This is a genomic window from Streptomyces sp. NBC_01232, from assembly GCF_035989885.1.
Classification (GTDB): Bacteria; Actinomycetota; Actinomycetes; order Streptomycetales; family Streptomycetaceae; genus Streptomyces.
In genome coordinates this window covers 2,087,384-2,107,500 of the sequence record NZ_CP108518.1, presented here as the reverse complement: position 1 = coordinate 2,107,500, position 20,117 = coordinate 2,087,384, and the positions used below count along the sequence as shown (strand labels likewise).

15 protein-coding genes, 2 rRNA genes and 1 pseudogene (1 of these 18 cut by a window edge) are annotated in these 20,117 nt (G+C 72.5%); 13 read left to right on the top strand and 5 right to left on the bottom strand.

Going from position 1 to position 20,117, the window contains the following annotated elements; genetic code table 11:
* From OG444_RS09920 to OG444_RS09905, 4 genes and pseudogenes are all read left to right on the top strand, one after another.
* A 23S ribosomal RNA gene (locus OG444_RS09920) occupies nucleotides 1–911 on the top strand (it extends 2,212 nt beyond the left edge of the window).
* 106 nt (nucleotides 912–1,017) lie between these two features.
* Nucleotides 1,018–1,134 (top strand): 5S ribosomal RNA (gene rrf / locus OG444_RS09915).
* 462 nt (nucleotides 1,135–1,596) lie between these two features.
* Nucleotides 1,597–2,595, top strand: a pseudogene (locus OG444_RS09910) (hypothetical protein); the annotation flags it as partial.
* Between the two features lie 210 nt (nucleotides 2,596–2,805).
* Complete coding sequence (locus OG444_RS09905; RefSeq protein ID WP_327266712.1) at nucleotides 2,806–3,624, top strand: tetratricopeptide repeat protein; 819 nt, start codon at nucleotides 2,806–2,808, stop codon at nucleotides 3,622–3,624.
* 67 nt (nucleotides 3,625–3,691) lie between these two features.
* Here the strand turns inward: OG444_RS09905 and OG444_RS09900 are convergent, their stop codons facing one another.
* Nucleotides 3,692–4,963 carry a DUF1015 domain-containing protein gene (locus OG444_RS09900; protein ID WP_327261808.1) on the bottom strand — a complete coding sequence of 424 codons (1,272 nt, stop codon included), beginning with the start codon at nucleotides 4,961–4,963 and terminating at the stop codon, nucleotides 3,692–3,694.
* An 87-nt stretch (nucleotides 4,964–5,050) separates the two neighbouring features.
* Between OG444_RS09900 and OG444_RS09895 the strand changes: the two genes are divergently transcribed.
* The 4 genes from OG444_RS09895 to OG444_RS09880 are packed head-to-tail and all read left to right on the top strand — an operon-like array spanning nucleotide 5,051 to nucleotide 9,171.
* Complete coding sequence (locus tag OG444_RS09895) at nucleotides 5,051–6,106, top strand: HAD-IIA family hydrolase (RefSeq protein WP_327261807.1); 1,056 nt, start codon at nucleotides 5,051–5,053, stop codon at nucleotides 6,104–6,106.
* Between the two features lie 49 nt (nucleotides 6,107–6,155).
* Nucleotides 6,156–7,223 (top strand): FecCD family ABC transporter permease, encoded by a 1,068-nt coding sequence (locus tag OG444_RS09890; protein WP_442810479.1) that lies wholly within the window; start codon nucleotides 6,156–6,158, stop codon nucleotides 7,221–7,223.
* Nucleotides 7,224–7,255: 32 nt separating this feature from the next.
* On the top strand, nucleotides 7,256–8,323 hold the full coding sequence (locus tag OG444_RS09885) for a FecCD family ABC transporter permease (protein ID WP_327266710.1): 1,068 nt from the start codon (nucleotides 7,256–7,258) through the stop codon (nucleotides 8,321–8,323).
* Complete coding sequence (locus tag OG444_RS09880) at nucleotides 8,320–9,171, top strand: ABC transporter ATP-binding protein (RefSeq protein WP_327261806.1); 852 nt, start codon at nucleotides 8,320–8,322, stop codon at nucleotides 9,169–9,171. The genes OG444_RS09885 and OG444_RS09880 overlap by 4 nt, the downstream gene beginning before the upstream one ends.
* 96 nt (nucleotides 9,172–9,267) lie before the next feature.
* Here the strand turns inward: OG444_RS09880 and OG444_RS09875 are convergent, their stop codons facing one another.
* Complete coding sequence (locus OG444_RS09875; protein WP_327266709.1) at nucleotides 9,268–9,615, bottom strand: SCP2 sterol-binding domain-containing protein; 348 nt, start codon at nucleotides 9,613–9,615, stop codon at nucleotides 9,268–9,270.
* A 64-nt stretch (nucleotides 9,616–9,679) separates the two neighbouring features.
* Here OG444_RS09875 and OG444_RS09870 point away from each other — a divergent pair, with 64 nt between their 5' ends.
* The 5 genes from OG444_RS09870 to OG444_RS09850 all read left to right on the top strand — a co-directional run bounded on the left by OG444_RS09870 (nucleotide 9,680) and on the right by OG444_RS09850 (nucleotide 14,905).
* Complete coding sequence (locus tag OG444_RS09870) at nucleotides 9,680–9,967, top strand: hypothetical protein (protein ID WP_327261805.1); 288 nt, start codon at nucleotides 9,680–9,682, stop codon at nucleotides 9,965–9,967.
* A 7-nt stretch (nucleotides 9,968–9,974) separates the two neighbouring features.
* Nucleotides 9,975–10,790 carry a TlyA family RNA methyltransferase gene (locus OG444_RS09865; protein WP_327261804.1) on the top strand — a complete coding sequence of 272 codons (816 nt, stop codon included), beginning with the start codon at nucleotides 9,975–9,977 and terminating at the stop codon, nucleotides 10,788–10,790.
* Nucleotides 10,787–11,731, top strand: a complete 945-nt coding sequence (locus OG444_RS09860) for an NAD kinase (protein WP_327261803.1) — start codon at nucleotides 10,787–10,789, stop codon at nucleotides 11,729–11,731. Before OG444_RS09865 ends, OG444_RS09860 begins: the two co-directional genes overlap by 4 nt.
* 107 nt (nucleotides 11,732–11,838) lie before the next feature.
* Nucleotides 11,839–13,563, top strand: a complete 1,725-nt coding sequence (gene recN / locus OG444_RS09855; protein WP_327266708.1) for a DNA repair protein RecN — start codon at nucleotides 11,839–11,841, stop codon at nucleotides 13,561–13,563.
* Between the two features lie 226 nt (nucleotides 13,564–13,789).
* The gene (locus OG444_RS09850) at nucleotides 13,790–14,905 is read left to right on the top strand and encodes a glycosyltransferase family 4 protein (RefSeq protein ID WP_327261802.1); all 1,116 of its coding nucleotides are present in this window, start codon (nucleotides 13,790–13,792) and stop codon (nucleotides 14,903–14,905) included.
* Nucleotides 14,906–15,061: 156 nt separating this feature from the next.
* Here the strand turns inward: OG444_RS09850 and OG444_RS09845 are convergent, their stop codons facing one another.
* The 3 genes from OG444_RS09845 to OG444_RS09835 all read right to left on the bottom strand — a co-directional run bounded on the left by OG444_RS09845 (nucleotide 15,062) and on the right by OG444_RS09835 (nucleotide 20,066).
* Nucleotides 15,062–16,681: a PucR family transcriptional regulator gene (locus tag OG444_RS09845; RefSeq protein ID WP_327261801.1), complete on the bottom strand. Its 1,620-nt coding sequence runs from the start codon at nucleotides 16,679–16,681 to the stop codon at nucleotides 15,062–15,064.
* Nucleotides 16,682–16,716: 35 nt separating this feature from the next.
* Nucleotides 16,717–18,099, bottom strand: coding sequence for an FAD-binding oxidoreductase (locus tag OG444_RS09840; protein WP_327261800.1), 1,383 nt, complete (start codon nucleotides 18,097–18,099; stop codon nucleotides 16,717–16,719).
* Between the two features lie 137 nt (nucleotides 18,100–18,236).
* Nucleotides 18,237–20,066 carry a glycoside hydrolase family 15 protein gene (locus OG444_RS09835; protein ID WP_327261799.1) on the bottom strand — a complete coding sequence of 610 codons (1,830 nt, stop codon included), beginning with the start codon at nucleotides 20,064–20,066 and terminating at the stop codon, nucleotides 18,237–18,239.
* Nucleotides 20,067–20,117: the final 51 nt, after the last annotated feature.

Genomic DNA, 20,117 nt, shown 5'->3' with positions numbered 1-20,117 from the left:
ACTGTCTCAACCATAGGCCCGGTGAAATTGCACTACGAGTAAAGATGCTCGTTTCGCGCAGCAGGACGGAAAGACCCCGGGACCTTTACTACAGTTTGATATTGGTGTTCGGTTCGGCTTGTGTAGGATAGGTGGGAGACTTTGAAGCAGCCACGCCAGTGGTTGTGGAGTCGCCGTTGAAATACCACTCTGGTCGTGCTGGATGTCTAACCTCGGTCCGTGATCCGGATCAGGGACAGTGTCTGATGGGTAGTTTAACTGGGGCGGTTGCCTCCCAAAGGGTAACGGAGGCGCCCAAAGGTTCCCTCAGCCTGGTTGGCAATCAGGTGTTGAGTGTAAGTGCACAAGGGAGCTTGACTGTGAGACCGACGGGTCGAGCAGGGACGAAAGTCGGGACTAGTGATCCGGCGGTGGCTTGTGGAAGCGCCGTCGCTCAACGGATAAAAGGTACCCCGGGGATAACAGGCTGATCTTCCCCAAGAGTCCATATCGACGGGATGGTTTGGCACCTCGATGTCGGCTCGTCGCATCCTGGGGCTGGAGTCGGTCCCAAGGGTTGGGCTGTTCGCCCATTAAAGCGGTACGCGAGCTGGGTTTAGAACGTCGTGAGACAGTTCGGTCCCTATCCGCTGTGCGCGTAGGAATATTGAGAAGGGCTGTCCCTAGTACGAGAGGACCGGGACGGACGAACCTCTGGTGTGCCAGTTGTCCTGCCAAGGGCATGGCTGGTTGGCTACGTTCGGGAGGGATAACCGCTGAAAGCATCTAAGCGGGAAGCCTGCTTCAAGATGAGTATTCCCACCTCCTTGAGAGGGTAAGGCTCCCAGTAGACGACTGGGTTGATAGGCCAGATGTGGAAGCCCGGTAACGGGTGAAGCTGACTGGTACTAATAGGCCGAGGGCTTGTCCTCAGTTGCTCGCGTCCACTGTGTTAGTTCTGAAGCAACGAACAGTTGCTGGTTTCTAGAGCTAGAACATAACTACAAAGTGTGCTTGTTCGCTCGAAACCGATAGGGTTTCGGTGGTCATAGCGTTAGGGAAACGCCCGGTTACATTCCGAACCCGGAAGCTAAGCCTTTCAGCGCCGATGGTACTGCAGGGGGGACCCTGTGGGAGAGTAGGACGCCGCCGAACAATCTTTCAAAGGACCCTTGGTCCAGCGTTCAACGCTGGACCAAGGGTCCTTTTTTATTTTCACCTCTTTACGCCGAAGCGCGGCCATGGGTTGGTTGCGCGAGAATGACTAGCGGTACCCCGAAGACAGGAGTCACACCCATGTCCAACTCTCCCGACGATCGTCCGGAGCGCGAGCCTCGGCGCAACGACGGCGGTGACAGGGGCGGCTACCGCGGGGGCCGTGACGACCGTGGTGGCGACCGTCCCCCGTTCCGTCGTGACGACCGTGGTGCCAGTGGTCGTCCCTCCGCCGGCGGTGGCGGCTTCCGTCGCGATGACCGTGGCGGGCGTCCCTCCGGCGGTGGCGGCGGCGGTGGTTTCCGTCGTGATGACCGTGGTGGAGACCGTCCGTCGTACCCCCGTCGTGACGATGACCGTGGTGGTCGTCCCTCCGGCGGCGGCGGCGGTGGCGGCTTCCGTCGCGATGACCGTGGTGGGGACCGTCCGTCCTTCCCGCGCCGTGACGACCGTGGTGGCGACCGTCCGTCGTACCCGCGCCGTGACGATGACCGTGGTGGTCGTCCCTCCGGCGGCGGCGGCGGTGGCGGCTTCCGTCGCGATGACCGTGGTGGGGACCGTCCGTCCTACCCGCGTCGCGATGACCGCGGTGGGGACCGTCCGTCCTTCCCGCGCCGCGATGACCGTGGTGGCGACCGTCCGTCGTACCCGCGCCGTGACGATGACCGTGGTGGTCGTCCCTCCGGCGGCGGTGGCGGCGGTGGTTTCCGCCGTGACGACCGCGGTGGGGACCGTCCGTCCTACCCGCGCCGTGACGACCGCGGTGGCGACCGTCCCTCGTACCCGCGCCGTGACGATGACCGTGGTGGTCGTCCCTCCGGCGGCGGTGGCGGCGGTGGTTTCCGCCGTGACGACCGCGGTGGGGACCGTCCGTCCTACCCGCGTCGCGATGACCGTGGTGGCGACCGTCCCTCGTACCCGCGCCGTGATGACGACCGTGGTGGGTTCCGTGGCGGCCGTGACGACCGTGGCGGCGACCGTCCGTCCTACCCGCGTCGTGACGACCGCGGTGGCGACCGTCCCTCGTACCCCCGTCGTGACGATGACCGTGGTGGTCGTCCCTCCGGCGGCGGTGGCGGCGGTGGTTTCCGCCGTGACGACCGTGGTGGGGACCGTCCGTCCTACCCGCGCCGCGATGACCGCGGTGGCGACCGTCCCTCGTACCCCCGTCGTGATGACGACCGTGGTGGGTTCCGTGGCGGCCGTGACGACCGTGGCGGCGACCGTCCGTCCTACCCGCGCCGCGATGACCGCGGTGGCGACCGTCCCTCGTACCCCCGTCGTGATGACGACCGTGGTGGGTTCCGTGGCGGCCGTGACGACCGTGGCGGCGACCGTCCGTCCTACCCGCGCCGTGACGACCGCGGTGGCGACCGTCCCTCGTACCCGCGCCGTGATGACGACCGTGGTGGGTTCCGTGGCGGCCGTGACGACCGTGGCGGCGACCGTCCCTCGTACCCCCGTCGTGACGACCGCGGTGGTGACCGTGGTGGCTACCGTGGTCGCGATGACCGTGGCGGCGACCGCGACTTCCGCGCCGACCGCGACCGGGACCCGGTCAAGCGGCTTCCGATCGACGAGGACGTCACCGGCCTCGAGATCGACGCCGATGTGCGCCAGGAGCTGCTGAGCCTGCCCAAGGGCCTGGCCGAAGAGGTTTCCAAGAACCTCGTCATGGTCGCGCGGCTGATCGACGAGGAGCCCGAGCAGGCTTACGCGTACTCGCGCATCGCCCTGCGTCTGGCCTCCCGCGTCGCCGCCGTGCGCGAGGCCGCCGGCTTCGCCGCGTACGCCACGCAGAAGTACAGCGAGGCCCTCGCGGAGTTCCGTGCCGCCAAGCGCATGACCGGCTCGGTCGAGCTGTGGCCCGTCATGGCCGACTGCGAGCGCGGCCTCGGCCGTCCGGAGCGGGCACTGGCCATGGCCGGCGAGCCCGAGGTGCAGAAGCTGGACAAGGCCGGCCAGGTCGAGATGCGTCTCGTCGCGGCCGGTGCCCGGCGCGACCAGGGCCAGCTGGAAGCGGCCATCGTGACCCTGCAGAGCCCGGAGCTGGCCTCCAGCTCCGTCCAGCCGTGGACCGCGCGCCTGCGCTACGCCTACGCCGACGCCCTGCTGGCGGCCGGCCGTGAGGACGAGGCGCGCGAGTGGTTCGGCAAGACGCTCGAGGCGGACAAGGACGGCGCCACCGACGCCTCCGACCGTCTCGCCGAGCTCGACGGAGTCGAATTCGTCGACGCCGCGGTCGACCTGTCCGACCTCGACGAGGACGAGGACGAGGACGACGACGAGGACGCGGCGGAGATCGCCGCGGCCGAGCGCGCCTCCGACGTCGCCGAGTACTACGACGAGGACGACGAGGAGTACGAGCCCCTGGAGCAGTCCGGGGCCGACGCCGACGCCGACGCCGACGTCGAGGACGACAAGGCCTGAGGCACGGTGACATGAAGAAGGGCGGTACCCCGGTCGGGGTACCGCCCTTCTTCATGTCCGGAGGAGGTCAGCCCAGGCCGCGCAGGACCAGGCCGGTGGCCGGTTTCGGTCCGAAGGACGTGGACTTGCGGGGCATGGTGACGCCCTGGCGGGCCAGGTCCCGTACGACCTCCTCGCGTACCGGATGCAGCAGGACCGCCGTGCCGCCGTGCCGCTCGGCCATGGCGACGGTGGACTCCGCGTCGTGGATGTACGTGATCTGGTCGGGGGCGTCCGGGACGTGCCAGAGGGCGTCGAGCAGCGTCGAGTGCAGGACGGTGGCGTCCAGCCGGCGCCAGGCCTCGGGCCGGTCGTGGCGGACCGTGCTGTCGAGGAGCGCCAGGTCGGGGTCGGTGACCAGGTGGAAGGCGCCGTCGCCGGCGAGGAGGAAGGCGTTGCCGCGTTCGGCGGCGTCCGCGAGGGTGTCCAGGGCCAGGGGGAGCGGCCCGTCGACCGGCCGGACCCGGAAGCGGCCGTCGAGGGCGGCGAGGGCGTCCGCGACCGGCAGGCGGCGCAGCATGCGGTGGATGGCGCGGACCTGGAGCGGGTAGCGGGCGGTGTCCACGAGGAGGACCAGGCCGAAGTCCCACGGGGTGGGGGAGCCGTGCTCCTCCTGCAGGCGCAGATAGGTCGCCCAGCGGTGGTGTCCGTCGGCGATGAGGGCCTGGCGGTGGCTGAGGTCCGCCGTGACGGCGGCGAGTTCCACCGGGTCCGTGATGGCCCAGAGGCGGTGCTGGAAGCCGTCCTCGGTGGTGGTCGACAGGAGGGGTGCGCGCTGGGCGGTCCGCTCGACGACCGCGGCCGCTCCCGTGGCGGGGTCGTCGCCCCGGTAGGTGAGGAGCAGGGGTTCCAGGTTGGCGGAGGTGGCCCGCATCAGGCCGGCCCGGTCGGTGACGACGTCGGGCATGACGTCCTCGTGGGGGAGGACGATGCCGGCGTCGGCGGTGGACAGCGCGAGGGCGCCGATGACGCCGCGCTGCAGCACGCCGGCCCGGCGCTGCTCGTACACGTAGAGCGCGGGCTCGGGGTCGGCGGAGAGGATGCCCTCGGCGAGCCAGTGGTGCAGGGTGCGCGCGGCCTGTTCGTTGCGGGCGGCCGGGGTGCCGGCCTGCGGGAGGATCAGGCGGACGATGTTGTGCGGGTCGGCGGATTCGAGGTGGTCGACTCCGTCGGGGCGCACGACCACGTCGTACGGCGGCGAGGTGACGGCGGCGAGGCTGCCGACACGCTCGGGGACGTAGCGCAGGCCATGGAACGGGATCAGGCGCAGCCCATGGTCCGCGGTGCCAGATGTGGTCATTGGTGCATGGTAAGACGCGTCTCGCCATGCGGGATGATCGGGGCAGTACGGAATCGGACAAGATCGATCTCATGAGGAGCGGACAGGATGACCCGGCAGAGCAGGACCAGTCCCGCGGCGAGTGAGCAGAGTCTGCACCAGGCGTACGACACCGCTCTGCTGGACCTGGACGGGGTGGTGTACGCGGGCGGCGAGGCCATCGCCCACGCCGTGGAGTCCCTGGCGGCGGCCCGGGCCGACGGGATGCACCTCGCGTACGTCACGAACAACGCGCTGCGGACGCCGGACGCGGTCGCGGAGCACTTGGGCGAGCTGGGCATCCCGACGGAGGCGGGCGAGGTGATCACCTCGGCGCAGGCGGTGGCCCGGCTGATCGCGGAGCAGGTGGAGCCGGGGTCCAAGGTGCTGGTGATCGGCGGGGAAGGGCTGCGGGTCGCGCTGCGCGAGCGGGGTCTGGTGCCGGTGGACTCGGCCGAGGAGGAGGGCCTCGCGGCGGTCGTCCAGGGGTACGGGGGGCCCGACCTGCCGTGGGGGCGGTTCGCGGAGGCCTCGTACGCCATCAACCGCGGGGTGCCGTGGTTCGCGTCGAACACCGACCTGACGATTCCGGGGGCGCGGGGGATCGCGCCGGGCAACGGGGCCGCGGTGGAGGTCGTACGGATCGCCACGGGCGCGGAGCCGCAGGTGGCGGGCAAGCCGCTGCCCCCGATGCACCGGGAGACGGTGCTGCGGACCGGGGCGGAGCGGCCGCTGGTGGTCGGGGACCGGCTGGACACCGACATCGAGGGCGCCTTCAACGGGGAGGTGGACTCGCTGCTGGTGCTGACCGGGGTGACGGACGCGGAGCAGCTGCTGCGGGCGGAGCCCAGGCACCGGCCGACCTACGTGGACCGCGACCTGCGGGGGCTGTTGACCGGTCAGCCGGAGGTGGAGCCCTGCGCGGAGGGGTTCCGCTGCGGCGGCTGGACGGCGGTCGCGACGAACGGCGGCGTGCTGGAACTGCGCGCGGAGGAGGGGAACGAGGGCTCGGCCGGGGATCCGCTCGACGGTCTGCGGGCGCTGTGTGCGGCGGCCTGGACCGTGGCCGGGGACGGGGTCTGCACGCTGGACGCGGCGAAGGCGCTGGCCAGGCTGGGTCTTTAGGGGCATCCGGGGGATCCGCCCGTGCGGAGGGTAGGTTAGCCTAACCTGCGTGTTGGTCGAGAGTCCCCCTGAACCCGAACGGAGCGCGGAGCTCGAACAGGGCGCCGCAGCCTCCGTAACCCGCAAGCGCCATGCCGTGCGCGCCGCCGGTCTGCTCGCCGGCCTCGTGGTGCTGGCCATGATCGCCGTCGTGAGCATCGCCGTGGGCGCCAAGCCGATGTCCCTGGACGAGGTCTGGCACGGCCTGTTCGCCTACGCGGGAACGCCCGCCGACGTGGTGGTGCGGGACCTGCGGATCCCGCGCACCCTGCTCGGGCTGATGGTCGGACTCGGACTCGGCCTGTCGGGTGCGGTGATGCAGGCGCTGGCCCGCAACCCGCTGGCCGAGCCCGGCATCCTCGGGGTCAACGCGGGTGCCGCGGCCGCCGTGGTCTCCGCGATCAGCTTCTTCGGAGCGAGCTCGCTGAGCGAGTTCGTGTGGTGGGCCTTCCTCGGCGCCGCCGTGGTCTCGGTCGTCGTGTACGTGCTCGGCGGCAGCCGCAGCGCGACGCCGGTGCGCCTCGCGCTCGCCGGTACGGCGGCCAGCGCCGCCCTGGTCGGCTACATCAACGCCGTGCAGCTGATGGACAGCAAGGCGCTGGACAAGCTGCGCTTCTGGACGGTGGGTTCGCTGGCCTCGGCCAACATGGACACCGTCCGGCAGGTGGCCCCCTTCCTGCTGCTCGGCGCGGTGCTCGCGCTGTCGCTGGGCCGGCCGCTCAACGCGATGGCCATGGGCGACGACACGGCACGGGCGCTCGGCGCGCACCTGACGCGGACCCGTATCGGCGCCATGATCGCCATCACCCTGCTGTGCGGGGCGGCGACCGCCGCGTGCGGGCCGATCGTGTTCATCGGGCTGATGGTCCCGCACCTGGTCCGGGCGTTCACCGGTCCGGACATGCGCTGGGTGCTCGCGTACTCGGCCGTCCTGTCGCCGGTCCTGCTGCTCGGCGCCGACATCGTCGGCCGGGTCGTCACCCGGCCCGCCGAACTGCAGGTCGGCGTCGTGACCGCGCTCATCGGCGGCCCGGTCTTCATCTACCTGGTTCGGCGCAAGAGGATGGCCCAGCTGTGACCGCGACCTCGACGTCGACCTCTCCCGAGAACGTGACGGCTGCCGGCACCGCCCGCAAGGGCCGCTCCGGATCCCGTCCGCTGCGCCTGCCCGGCGGGATCTCGCTGCGCGTCGAGCGGCGCGCAGCGGCCGTCGGGGTCCTGCTGACCGTCGCGGCCTTCGCGATGACCGTCGTACTCATCGGCACCGGCGACTTCCGGATCGCGCCGTGGGACGTCGTGCAGACCCTGCTGGGCAACGGCACCCCCGCCACCGACTTCATCGTCAACGACCTGCGCCTGCCGCGGGTCCTGGTCGCGCTGCTCGTCGGCGCGGCCCTCGGGATCTCCGGAGCCGTCTTCCAGTCGGTCTCCCGCAACCCGCTGGGCTCCCCGGACCTGCTCGGCTTCGGCTACGGCTCGGCGGTCGGCGCGCTCGTCGTCATCATCCTGTTCAAGGGCGGCGCCACCGAGGTGGCCGTCGGCGCGCTGGTCGGCGGCCTGCTGGCCGGAGCCGTCGTCTACCTGCTGGCGTACAAGCAGGGCATCCAGGGCTACCGGCTGGTGCTGGTCGGCATCGGCGTCTCCGCGATCCTCGTCGCCGTGATCCAGTACCTGATCACGAAGGCCCAGATGATCGAGGCCACCCGTGCCATGGTCTGGCTGACCGGTTCGCTGGCCGGCCGGGACTGGGCGCAGGTGTGGCCGCTGCTCGCGGTGTGCGCGGTGCTCTTCCCGCTGGTCCTGGGACAGGGCCGGGCCCTGCGGATGATGGAGATGGGCGACGACGCCGCGTACGCCCTCGGGGTGCGGGTGGAGCGGACGCGTCTGCTGCTGATGCTCGCGGCGATCCTGCTCACCACCGCGTCGAGCGCCGCGGCCGGGCCCATCAGCTTCGTCGCGCTGGCCGCGCCGCAGCTGGCCCGGCGGCTGACCCGGTCGCCCGGCGGGAACCTGCTGAACGCCGCCCTGATGGGCTCGGTCCTGCTGATGGTGTCCGACTGGGCCTCGCAGCAGGCCTTCGGCGCCGACCAACTGCCGGTGGGCGTGGTGACCGGCCTCGTCGGCGGCGTCTACCTGCTCTGGCTGCTCGTCACCGAGCGCAAGGCCGGACGTATATGAGTGCGACGACTGCGACGTATCGCGACATGAGGAGTACGCAAGTGCAGCGGCTGACCGCGGAGAACGTGACCCTCGGCTACGACCAGCGGGTCATCGCCGAGAACCTGTCGGTGGAGATCCCGGACAACTCCTTCACGGTGATCGTCGGCCCCAACGCCTGCGGCAAGTCCACGCTGTTGCGGGCCCTGTCGCGGATGCTGAAGCCGTCCGCCGGGCGGGTGCTGCTGGACGGGCAGGCCATCGGCTCGATGCCCGCGAAGAAGGTCGCCAAGACGCTGGGCCTGCTCCCGCAGTCCTCGATCGCGCCGGACGGCATCACGGTGGCCGACCTGGTCTCGCGCGGCCGCTACCCGCACCAGGGACTGCTGCGGCAGTGGTCGGCGCAGGACGAGCGGGTCGTGAACGAGTCGATGGTCTCGACCGGGGTCGCCGAGCTCGCCGACCGGGCCGTGGACGAACTGTCGGGCGGGCAGCGGCAGCGCGTGTGGATCGCGATGGCGCTGGCGCAGCAGACCCCGCTGCTGCTGCTCGACGAGCCGACGACGTACCTGGACATCCAGCACCAGATCGACGTGCTGGACCTGTGCGCGGAGCTGCACGAGAACCAGGGACGCACGCTCGTCGCGGTGCTGCACGACCTCAACCACGCGGCCCGGTACGCCACGCACCTGATCGCGATGCGGGGCGGGAAGGTCGTCGCACAGGGGGCGCCCCAGGAGGTGGTCACCGCGGAGCTCGTGGAGGAGGTGTTCGGGCTGCGCTGCCAGATCATCGACGACCCGGAGACGGGGACGCCGCTGGTGATTCCGGCGGCACGCAAGGCCCGCGTGGTGGCCCGGGCCGAGTAGACCCTGCGGGCCGTCCGGCTCCCGCACCGGGGTTGCCGGTGCGGGCCGGGAGGGTGCCGGCCGGGGGAGAGAGGCCCTTGGAGGCCGGCGCCCGGCTTAGAGCATGCTCTTGAGGCGGAGGAGGTCGCGGAAGCCGGCTTCCAGGCGGACCCGGCCGGAGGCCCAGGCCTTCGCGAACTTCAGCTCGCCCGCGACGAGCGCCACGAGGTCGTCGCCGGTCATCGCGAGGCGGATCTCCGCCTTCGCGGCCGGCGGCCCCGGGGCGACCGCGTCCACCTGGATCCGGCCCGTTTCCAGGCGGCCCGTGAACGTCTGGTCCAGGTCCGTGATGTGGCAGCTCAGGGAGCGGTCGAAGGCGGCCGCGCCGCGTACGCCTTCGTCGGCCCGAGCGAGGTTGTCGGAGAGTTTGTCGAGTGCTGCGCGGCACTCCTGGATCGTAGCCATCGTGATCACGACCGTACCGCAGAGCCATACGTGGTCGCCGGGCGCTTCGAGGTAGCGTCGGGGCATGACCGACGAACCAGCCGAGCCCGGGGCCGGGGCCGGGGCCGGGCCCGAAGGCACCGCCGAGTCCGCAGAACCCGCCGAGCCCGCGGGGCCCGCCCCGCTGGGCGTCGTACGCACGTCCACCGGCCACCCCGGCGTGGACGCGCACCTGGCACGGCTGGCGGACGCGGACCACCTCGCGGCGGACGGGCACGTCGAGGTGTACGAGGATGTCCACAGGGGGCTGCGCGAGGCGCTGAGCGCGCTGGACGCACCGCCCGTCCCCGGTCCGTACGAAAACAGGAGCTGAACCGAACGTGGCAGGAGTGGCACGCCGCCGCCTGGACGCCGAACTGGTACGCCGCAGCATGGCCCGCTCGCGAGAGCACGCCGCACAGCTGATCGCCGCGGGCCGGGTGACGGTGGGAGGCAACACCGCGACCAAGGCGGCCACCCAGGTCGAGACCAGCGCGGCCCTCGTGGTCCTCAAGGACGACAGCGATCCGGACTACGTGTCGCGGGGCGGACACAAGCTGGCCGGCGCGCTCGCCGCCTTCCGGCCGCAGGGGCTGCTCGTCGAGGGCCGCCGGGCGCTGGACGCGGGCGCCTCGACCGGCGGGTTCACCGATGTGCTGCTGCGCTCGGGGGTGGCCCACGTCATGGCCGTGGACGTCGGTTACGGACAGCTGGCCTGGTCGCTGCAGAGCGACGACCGGGTCACGGTCAAGGACCGTACGAACGTCCGCGAGCTGACGGTGGAGCAGCTCGACGGGGTTCCGGTCGACCTGGTCGTCGGCGACCTGTCGTTCATCTCCATCGGCCTGGTGCTGCCGGCGCTGGTGCGCTGCTGCGCGCCGGACGCCGACCTGGTGCTGATGGTCAAGCCGCAGTTCGAGGTCGGCAAGGACCGGCTGGGGAGCGGCGGCGTGGTGCGCAGCCCGGAGCTGCGTGCGGAGGCGGTGCGCGAGGTCGCGGCGCAGGCGGCGAAGCTGGGGCTGGGCGTTCTCGGTGTGACGGCGAGTCCGCTGCCGGGGCCGTCGGGCAACGTCGAGTACTTTCTGTGGCTGCGGGCGGGGGCACCGGCACTCGACCCGGCGGATGTTGACCGTGCAGTGGCGGAGGGGCCGCAGTGACAGATTCATCGGTTTCGGTTTCGGTTTCGGGTTCAGGGGTTTCGGGGGAGGGGCGGACGGTCTTCCTGCTCGCGCACACCGGGCGGCCGGCGGCCATCCGCAGCGCCGAGCTGGTCGTGCAGGGCCTGCTGAGGTGCGGGCTGCGCGTACGCGTCATGGAGCACGAGGCGGTGGACCTGCCGCTGCCGCGCGAGGTGGAGCTGGTCACCGAGTTCACCCCGGGCGCGCTCGACGGGTGCGAGCTGCTGATCGTCCTGGGCGGCGACGGAACCCTGCTGCGCGGGGCGGAGTTCGCGCGGGCCTCGGGGGTGCCGATGCTGGGCGTCAACCTGGGCCGGGTGGGCTTCCTCGCCGAGGCCGAGCGCGACGACCTGGACAAGGTCGTGGACCGGGTGGTGACGCGCTCGTACGAGGTTGAGGAGCGGATGACCCTCGACGTGATCGTGCGCACGAACGGCGATGTGGTCCACCGGGACTGGGCGCTGAACGAGGCTGCGGTCCAGAAGGTGTCCCCGGAGCGGATGCTCGAGGTGGTCCTGGAGATCGACGGGCGCCCGGTGACCGGCTTCGGCTGTGACGGGATTGTCTGCGCGACTCCGACGGGCTCCACGGCCTACGCATTCTCCGCGGGCGGGCCGGTGGTCTGGCCCGAGGTGGAGGCGCTGCTGATGGTGCCGATCAGCGCGCACGCGCTGTTCGCGAAGCCGCTGGTGACCTCGCCGACCTCGGTCCTGGCGGTGGAGGTGCAGAACGGCACTCCGCACGGCGTGCTGTGGTGCGACGGCCGGCGGACGCTGGAGCTGCCCGCCGGGGCGCGGGTGGAGGTGCGGCGGGGCGCGGTGCCCGTGCGGCTCGCCCGGCTGCACCACGCGTCCTTCACGGACCGGCTCGTCGCGAAGTTCGCGCTGCCGGTGTCGGGTTGGCGTGGGGCGCCGCACTGAGGGACCGGCGGCACTCCCCTAATAGCACATGCGTTCGTAGAACTCGGGACGGGTGACGTCACATGGCACCCATGAAACCTCGGTATCGTCGTCCCGTGCTTGAGGAGATGCGGATACGGTCGCTCGGGGTCATCGACGACGCGGTGGTCGAGCTGTCGCCCGGTTTCACCGCGGTGACCGGCGAGACCGGTGCGGGCAAGACGATGGTCGTCACCAGCCTCGGGCTGCTGCTCGGCGGTCGCGCCGACCCGGCCCTCGTACGGATCGGGGCCAAGGCCGCGGTCGTCGAGGGCCGCATCGTCTTGCGCCCGGGCGCCCCCGCCGCCGTACGCGCCGAGGAGGCCGGGGCCGAGCTCGACGACGGCGCCCTGCTGATCAGCCGGACCGTGTCCGCCGAGGGCCGCTCGCGCGCCCACGTCGGCGGCCGCTCCGTGCCCGTCGGCCTGCTCGGCGAGCTCGCCGACGACCTGGTCGCCGTACACGGGCAGACCGATCAGCAGGGGCTGCTGCGCCCGGCCAGGCAGCGGCAGGCGCTCGACCGGTACGCCGGGGACGCCGTCGCCGTCCCGCTGGAGAAGTACGGCTCGGCCCACCGCAGGCTCCGCGCGGTCGCCGTCGAGCTCGAGGAGATCACCACCCGGGCCCGGGAACGGGCCCAGGAGGCGGACCTGCTGCGCTTCGGGCTGGACGAGATCGCCGCCGTGGAACCGGTGGCCGGTGAGGACACCGAGCTCGCCGCCGAGGCGGAGCGGCTCGGACACGCCGAATCGCTGGCCTCGGCGGCGCAGCTGGCGCACGCCGCGCTCGCGGGCAACCCCGAGGACCCGGAGGCCATCGACGCGAACATGCTCGTCGCGGGCGCGCACCGGGCGCTGGAGTCCGTACGGTCGCACGACCCGGCGCTGGGCGCGCTCGCCGAACGGATCGGCGAGCTGGGCATCCTGCTGTCCGACGTGGCCGGGGAGCTGGCGGGCTACGCCGACGACCTGGACGCCGATCCGCTGCGGCTGGCCGCCGTGGAGGAGCGGCGGGCCGCCCTGACCCAGCTGACCCGCAAGTACGGCACCGCCGGCACCGTGGACGCCGTACTGGAGTGGGCCGAACAGGGCGCGGCGCGGCTGCTGCAACTGGACGGCGACGACGAGCGGATCACCGAGCTGACCGCCGAGCGCGACGGCCTGCGCGACGAACTGTCGCTGTTGGCGCAGGCGTTGACGGACGCCCGGACCGAGGCCGCGACACGGTTCGCCTCCGCGGTGACGGAGGAGCTGGCCTCGCTGGCGATGCCGCACGCCCGGGTGACCATCGACATCCGGCAGGCCGAGGACCCCGACGGCGTGGTCGTGGACGGCCGCCCGGTCGCCTACGGACCTTCGGGTGCCGACGAGGTCGAACTGCTGCTGGCCCCGCACCCCGGCGCACAGCCGCGGCCGATCGCCAAGGGCGCCTCGGGCGGTGAGCTCTCCCGGGTGATGCTGGCCGTGGAGGTCGTCTTCGCGGGCTCCGACCCGGTGCCCACCTACCTCTTCGACGAGGTCGACGCGGGCGTCGGCGGCAAGGCGGCGGTCGAGGTGGGCCGGCGGCTGGCGAAGCTGGCCAGGACGGCGCAGGTCGTGGTCGTCACGCACCTGCCGCAGGTGGCGGCCTTCGCGGACCGGCAGCTGCTCGTCGAGAAGACCAACGACGGCTCGGTCACCCGCAGCGGTGTCACCGTGCTGGAGGGCGAGGACCGCATCCGCGAGCTGTCGCGCATGCTGGCCGGACACGAGGACTCGGTCTCGGCGCGGGCACACGCCGAGGAGCTGCTGGCGGCGGCGCGCGCGGACGCGTGAGGCGATCCGGCGCATGGGGTCACGAGGCGCCGGGAGGGCCCGGAACGCACGGCGTTCCGGGCCCTCGGCCGTCTCCGGGACGAGGCGGCGATAGTCCGTGTGGGTGAGGCTGGCGAGCGTCCTGCGGTATCTCGTACGGGATCCGCACCCGTATGGTCCCGGAACGCGCGTGCGGACTGGCATCCTTGGCGACGTCTCTGACTCCCTCACCCTGGAGCTTCGGCCCGTGAGCAGCTCCCCGGTCTCCACCCCCTTCCCGTCCCAGCCCTACGGCCGGCCGCCGCTGCGCACCGTGCAGGTCCTCGGCGGCGGTGCGGGCGCGGGCAGCAACGCCCACGTACGCTCGCTCGCGACCGGGCTCGCCGCGCGCGGCGTACGGGTCACGGTGTGCGCGCCCGTCCAGGCGGAGGGGGAGTACGACTTCACCGGCGCCGGGGCGCAGTTCGCGCCCGACGCGGTCAGCGTGCTGCGGGCCGCGTGCGCCGGAGCCGACCTCGTGCACGCGCACGGCGTGCGCGCCGGGATGCGCGCCGCGCTGGCCATGCGCGGGCGCCGGGTGCCGCTGGTGGTGAGCTGGCACGGCGAGGGCCCCACGGCGGCCGGTGCGCTGGGCCGGCTGAGCCGCATGCTGGAACGGCACGTCGCGCGGGCCGCGGCGGTGGTGCTCGGGGCCTCCTCCGACCAGGTGGACCTCGCGCGCCTGAGGGGCGCCAGGGACGCGCGGCTGGCCCCGGTGGCGGTCCCGGTGGGCCCGGAGGCCGGGGCCGACCCCGGCAAGGTGCGGGCGGACCTCGGAGCGGTGGAGCGGCCGCTGCTGATCGCGGTCGGCAGCCTGGTGCCGCACCGGGGGTACTCCGTACTGCTCGACGCGGCGCGGGAGTGGCGCGGCCTGGACCCGGTGCCGCTGCTGGTGATCGCGGGGGAGGGGCCGCTACGGGCCGAACTCTCGCGGCGGATCGAGGCGGAGGGGCTCCCGGTACGGCTGCTGGGGCGCCGCAAGGACGCGGCGCAGCTGCTGGCGGCGGCGGACCTGGCGGTGCTGCCGAGCCGGTGGGAGGCGCGGGCCCTGCTCGCGCAGGAGGCGCTGCGGGTGGGCGTACCGCTGGTGGCCACGGAGGTGGGCGGTGTGCCGGAGCTGGTGGGCGAGGGCGCGGTGCTGGTCCCGCCGGGGGAGGCGCGGGCGCTCGCCTCGGCCGTGACCGGCCTGCTGGCCGATCCGGACCGCAGGGCGGCACTGGCGGCCGCGGGGCGCGTCCAGGCCGCGACGTGGCCGTCGGAGGACGACACGGTCGCTCAGGTCCTGTCGGTCTACGACGAACTGATGGAACGGACCCGCCGCTAGCCTCCCGGCGGGGCAGCGCCGTGCCGTGGCGCGCCGCCGCTCCGGGGGCGCTGCCCCCGCACCCCCGCGCCTCAATCGCCGGCGGGGCTTGATTCGGCCGCGCTGCGTTGTCGTGTGCCGCCTGGTTTCCGTCCGGGCGGAGCCCGGGGAACGGCGTCAGGAAAGGGTGTGGCGGCGGGCGCGGAGGGCCAGGCTCAGGGAGAGGACCGTCTCCGGGTCGTCCAGGTCCGTGCCCAGCAGCTCCGAGATGCGCGCCAGGCGGTTGTAGAGGGTCTGGCGGTTCAGATGGAGCTCACGGGCCGTCTCCGCCTTGCGGCCCGCGTGGGCCAGGTACGTCTCCAGCGTGGGCAGGAGAGGGGGCCGCGACGTCGTGTCGTGCGTGCGCAGCGGGCCGATCGCGCGGTCCACGAAGGCCGCCAGGTCGGGGTGTTCGCGCAGCCGCCACAGCAGCAGGTCGATGTCCAGGCGGCGGGCGTCGTACCAGGGGCGTGAAGGCAGGCCGTGGGCCGCGGTCGCGGTCTCCGCGGCGTGCCGCAGGCCCGCCGAGGCGGCCGCCCAGCCGCCCGCCACGCCGACGACCACCACCGGCGGGGCGTCCGCGCGGTCCAGGCCGGCGCGTTCGACGCCCGCCCGCAGCGCCGCCGAGACCCGGTCCGCCACGGCCGCGCGCTCCGGCTCCGTGCGCAGGGAGACCAGCAGCGGGACCCGGCCCTCGACCGGGCGGACGCCCAGCAGGACCGGCACCCCGACGGACGCCAGCTCCTCCAGCACCGCACGGGCCAGCACGGCCCAGTTGCCGGACGGGCCGAGGTCCGAGGAGAGCCGCATGACCACCGGCAGCAGCGCGCCGCCGGCCGGCTTGAAGCCCAGGACGCGGGCCTGCGCCGGGGCGTCCTCCGCCGAGATGCGGCCCTCGGCGAGGTCCGTCAGGAAGTCGCCGCGCCCGCGCGCCGCCAGCTCGTCCTCCTGCCGCGCCTGCATCAGGACGACGGCCAGGACGCCGGCCGTGCGTTCGGCGGCCATCCGGTGCACCGGGAGCAGCGGGGCCGAGACGCCGACCAGGACGACCCGGGCCCGTACCGAGCCGGTGCCGTGGCCCCCGCCCGGTACGTCGACCACCACCGTGTTCGCGGAGGGCTCGGCCTCGCGCTGGCCCCGTAGGCCCTCCCACACCTGGAGCGGGTCCGCGCCCGCGTCCCCGGCCGCGCTGCCGGCCGCGTACAGGAGCTGTCCGTCGGGGGTCTCCAGGAAGACCGGATTGCCGGTGAAGTCGGCGAGGATCCGCAGGACCTGCGGGATGCCCCCGCCGCCCAACAGGGCCTCCGTGCAGCGGCGGTGCACCTCCTCGGCGCGCTGGAGCAGGGCGTAGTGGTGGTTGACGATCTCGGTGTGGACCTCCTCCGTGACCGCCACGAAGGGGACCTCCCGGTGCAGCTGGACCAGGGGCAGCCCCGCGGAGCGCGCCGTCTCCACGATCGTCGCCGGCAGCCGGCTGAAGCGCGGCCCCAGTTCCACCACCAGCGCGGCGATCCCCCGGTCGGCGAGGCGGCGTACGAAGGCGCGCTGCTCGGCCGGCCGGGTGCCGAGGCCCAGCCCCGTGGTCAGCAGCAGCTCACCGCCCTTGAGCAGGGAGGCGATGTTCGGCACCTCGCCCGCGTGCACCCAGCGGACGGTCCGGCCCAGGCGGTCGGCGCAGGCCACCACCTCCGGCAGCCCGCTGCGCAGCCCCGGCAGCTCCAGTGCCCGCTGAACGGTGATACCGCCCTGGTTCTCCATAGCGCGGGACGCTACCGGCCGGCCCGTCTCCATCGTCAGGCGGGCCGGATGTTGTGGTTGAAGCGGAAGATGTTGTCCGGGTCGTACTGGCGCTTCAACGCGCCCAGCCGGCGCATGTTCTCGGCTCCGAGGCCCGAGACCACCCGCTCGGTGCCCTCGTTCCCGGTGAAGTTCAGGTAGACCGCGCCGGTGCTCCAAGGCTGGACGTCGGCCCGGACGTCCTTGACCCACTGCCGGCAGCGCTCGTCGTCGGCCTCGTCCTCCCAGATCCCGAACGGGTGCACCGCCCAGGGCGAGTCGCGGTACGGCACCGGGTACTCGGCCGGGCCGGAGGCGATGGCGCCGCCCTGCGGGAAGACCAGGTGCTGGGTGCCGGTCGGCACGGGCATGGACCCGGCGCGGGCACAGAAGACGTCCACGAACTCGTCCGGAGCGCCGGTGAGGTACTCGGCCGACCAGTAGTTCCGCATCCCCGGCGGGTCGTCGATCATGCACTGGAGATCGGCGTACGGGATGGCCGTGACGATCTCCGACTCGTGGGGGATCGCCAGCAGCGGCCCGGCCAGCTCGCGCATCTCCTCCTCGGGGCCCGCGTACGTCAGCAGCGCCCCCGCCAGCAGCCGGCCGACCAGGTGCTGCGGGACGAACTCCTCGGGCGGGCCGGTCAGGTAGAGGGCGGCGCCCGAGGCCTCGGGCGGTGCGGCCTCGATGACGTCCCGGTACGTACGGACCACCTCGGGCCCGCGCTCCGGCAGGTACAGCAGGAACGCGATCGACATGGCGGGCAGTTCGTACAGCCGCAGGGTCAGCGAGGTGGCGATGCCGAAGTTCCCGCCGCCGCCGTGCAGCCCCCAGAACAGCTCCGGGTGCTCCTCGGTCGTCGCGTGGACGAGCTCGCCCTCGGCGGTGACCAGGTCCACGCCCAGCAGGTTGTCCACCGCCAGGCCGAACTTCCGGTCCAGCCAGCCGCTGCCGCCGCCCAGGACGTAGCCGCCGACGCCGGTGGTGGAGGCCCGGCCGCCGGTGGTCGCCAGGTGGTACGGCTCGCAGGCCCGGTCCAGGTGGCTCATCGTGGCCCCGCCCTCGATGTGGGCGGCCCCGGCGGCCGGATGGACCGTCACCTCGTGCATCCGCCGCAGGTCCACGACCAGGCCGCCGTCGTTGAGGGACATCCCGGCCACGCTGTGCCCGCCGCCGCGCACGGCGACGTTCAGGTCCAGCTCCCGCGCGAAGCGCACGGCGGTCACCACGTCCTCCGTGCTCTCGCACTGGGCGATGACGGCGGGCCTGCGGTCGATCATCGCGTTGAAGAGGGTCCGGGCCTCGTCGTATCCCGGATCCTCCGGGGCGAAGACCTCGCCGGACAGATCCTCGCGGAGCGCGGTCAGGGCCGCGCCCGCCTTCGACAGGGGAGCCATGGCTGCCCCCTTCCACCGGAGGGAGGGCATAGGACCCTTCCAGCGTAGGCGCGGACGATCACCGGGGCGCGGCGAGAAAGTCCGCGCCCCCGGCGAGCCGCCCGCTCACGGGCCGTCCGTCCGCCGTCCGTCCGACGTCAGCCGCCGTACGCCCCGCTGGCCGTCAGCCGCAGGGCCGTGTCGATCAGCGGAACGTGGCTGAACGCCTGCGGGAAGTTCCCGACCTGCCGCTGGAGCCGCGGGTCCCACTCCTCCGCGAGGAGACCCAGGTCGTTGCGGAGCGACAGCAGCCGTTCGAACAGCCGCCGTGCCTCGTCCACCCGCCCGATCATCGCCAGGTCGTCGGCCATCCAGAACGAGCAGGCCAGGAAGGCGCCCTCGTCGCCCTCGAGGCCGTCCACGCCGGCCTCCTCGCCCGCCGTCGGGTAGCGCAGGATGAAACCGTCGGGCGTGGACAGCTCGCGCTGGATCGCCTCGATGGTGCCGATGACCCGCTTGTCGTCCGGCGGCAGGAAGCCCATCTGCGGGATCAGCAGCAGGGAGGCGTCGAGCTCCTTCGACCCGTACGACTGGGTGAAGGTGTTGCGCTCCTTGTCGTAGCCCTTCTCGCACACGTCCTCGTGGATCTCGTCGCGCAGCTCGCGCCAGCGCTCCAGCGGGCCGTCCGCGTCCCCGCTCTCGATCAGCTTGATCGTGCGGTCCACGGCCACCCAGGCCATCACCTTGGAGTGGACGAAGTGGCGGCGCGGGCCGCGCACCTCCCAGATGCCCTCGTCGGGCTGGTCCCAGTGGGTCTCCAGGTACCGGATCAGCTTGAGCTGGAGCAGCGAGGCGTAGTCGCTGCGGGCGAGGCCGGTCATGTGGCCCAGGTGCAGGGCCTCGGTGACCTCGCCGTACACGTCGAGCTGGAGCTGGCCCGCGGCGCCGTTGCCGACGCGGACCGGGCGGGAGTTCTCGTAACCGGGCAGCCAGTCCAGCTCGGTCTCGCCGAGCTCCCGCTCGCCCGCGATCCCGTACATGATCTGGAGGTTCTCCGGGTCGCCGGCGACCGCGCGCAGCAGCCACTCGCGCCAGGCGCGGGCCTCCTCGCGGTAGCCGGTGCGCAGCAGCGAGGAGAGGGTGATGGCCGCGTCCCGCAGCCAGGTGTAGCGGTAGTCCCAGTTCCGGACGCCGCCGATCTCCTCCGGGAGGGAGGTGGTGGGCGCGGCGACGATCCCGCCCGTGGGGCCGTACGTGAGGGCCTTGAGGGTGATCAGGGAGCGGATCACGGCCTCCCGGTACGGCCCGTGGTACGTGCACTGCTCGACCCACTCGCGCCAGAACTCGGTGGTCGACTCCAGGGCCGCCTCGGCGTCGGGCGTCTCGGGCGCGTCGCGGTGCGAGGCCTGCCACGTGATGCTGAAGGCCTTCCGGTCCCCGGGCCCGACGGTGAAGTCGGAGTACGTCGTCAGGTCCTTGCCGTAGGTCTGCGCGTCGGCGTCCAGCCAGACCGAGTCGGGGCCGGCGACGGCCACGGTGCGCCCGTCGACCTTGTGCACCCAGGGCACGACCCGCCCGTAGCTGAAACGCATCCGCAGCGCCGAACGCATCGGCACCCGCCCGCTGATGCCCTCCACGATGCGGATCAGCTGCGGCGCGTGGTCCTCGCGCGGCGGCATGAAGTCGATCACGCGGACCCTGCCGCGCGGCGTGTCCCACTCCGACTCCAGCACCAGCGAGTCACCGCGGTAGCGGCGGCGGGTCGCATTCGGGGCCTCGGTACCCGCGGGGAACGACGGGCCGATCCGCCAGAACCCGTGGTCCTCGGTGCCGAGAATGCTCGCGAACACGGCATGCGAGTCGAAGCGTGGCAGGCACAGCCAGTCCACCGCCCCGTCCCGGCAGACCAGTGCCGCGGTCTGCATGTCCCCGATCAGTGCGTAATCCTCGATGCGCCCGGACACGTGCATCTCCAGTCGAACGGCCACGTCCGCCCCGAAGGGCGCTTGCATTGCGCGGTTGCGCGGTCTCCTGTGTGC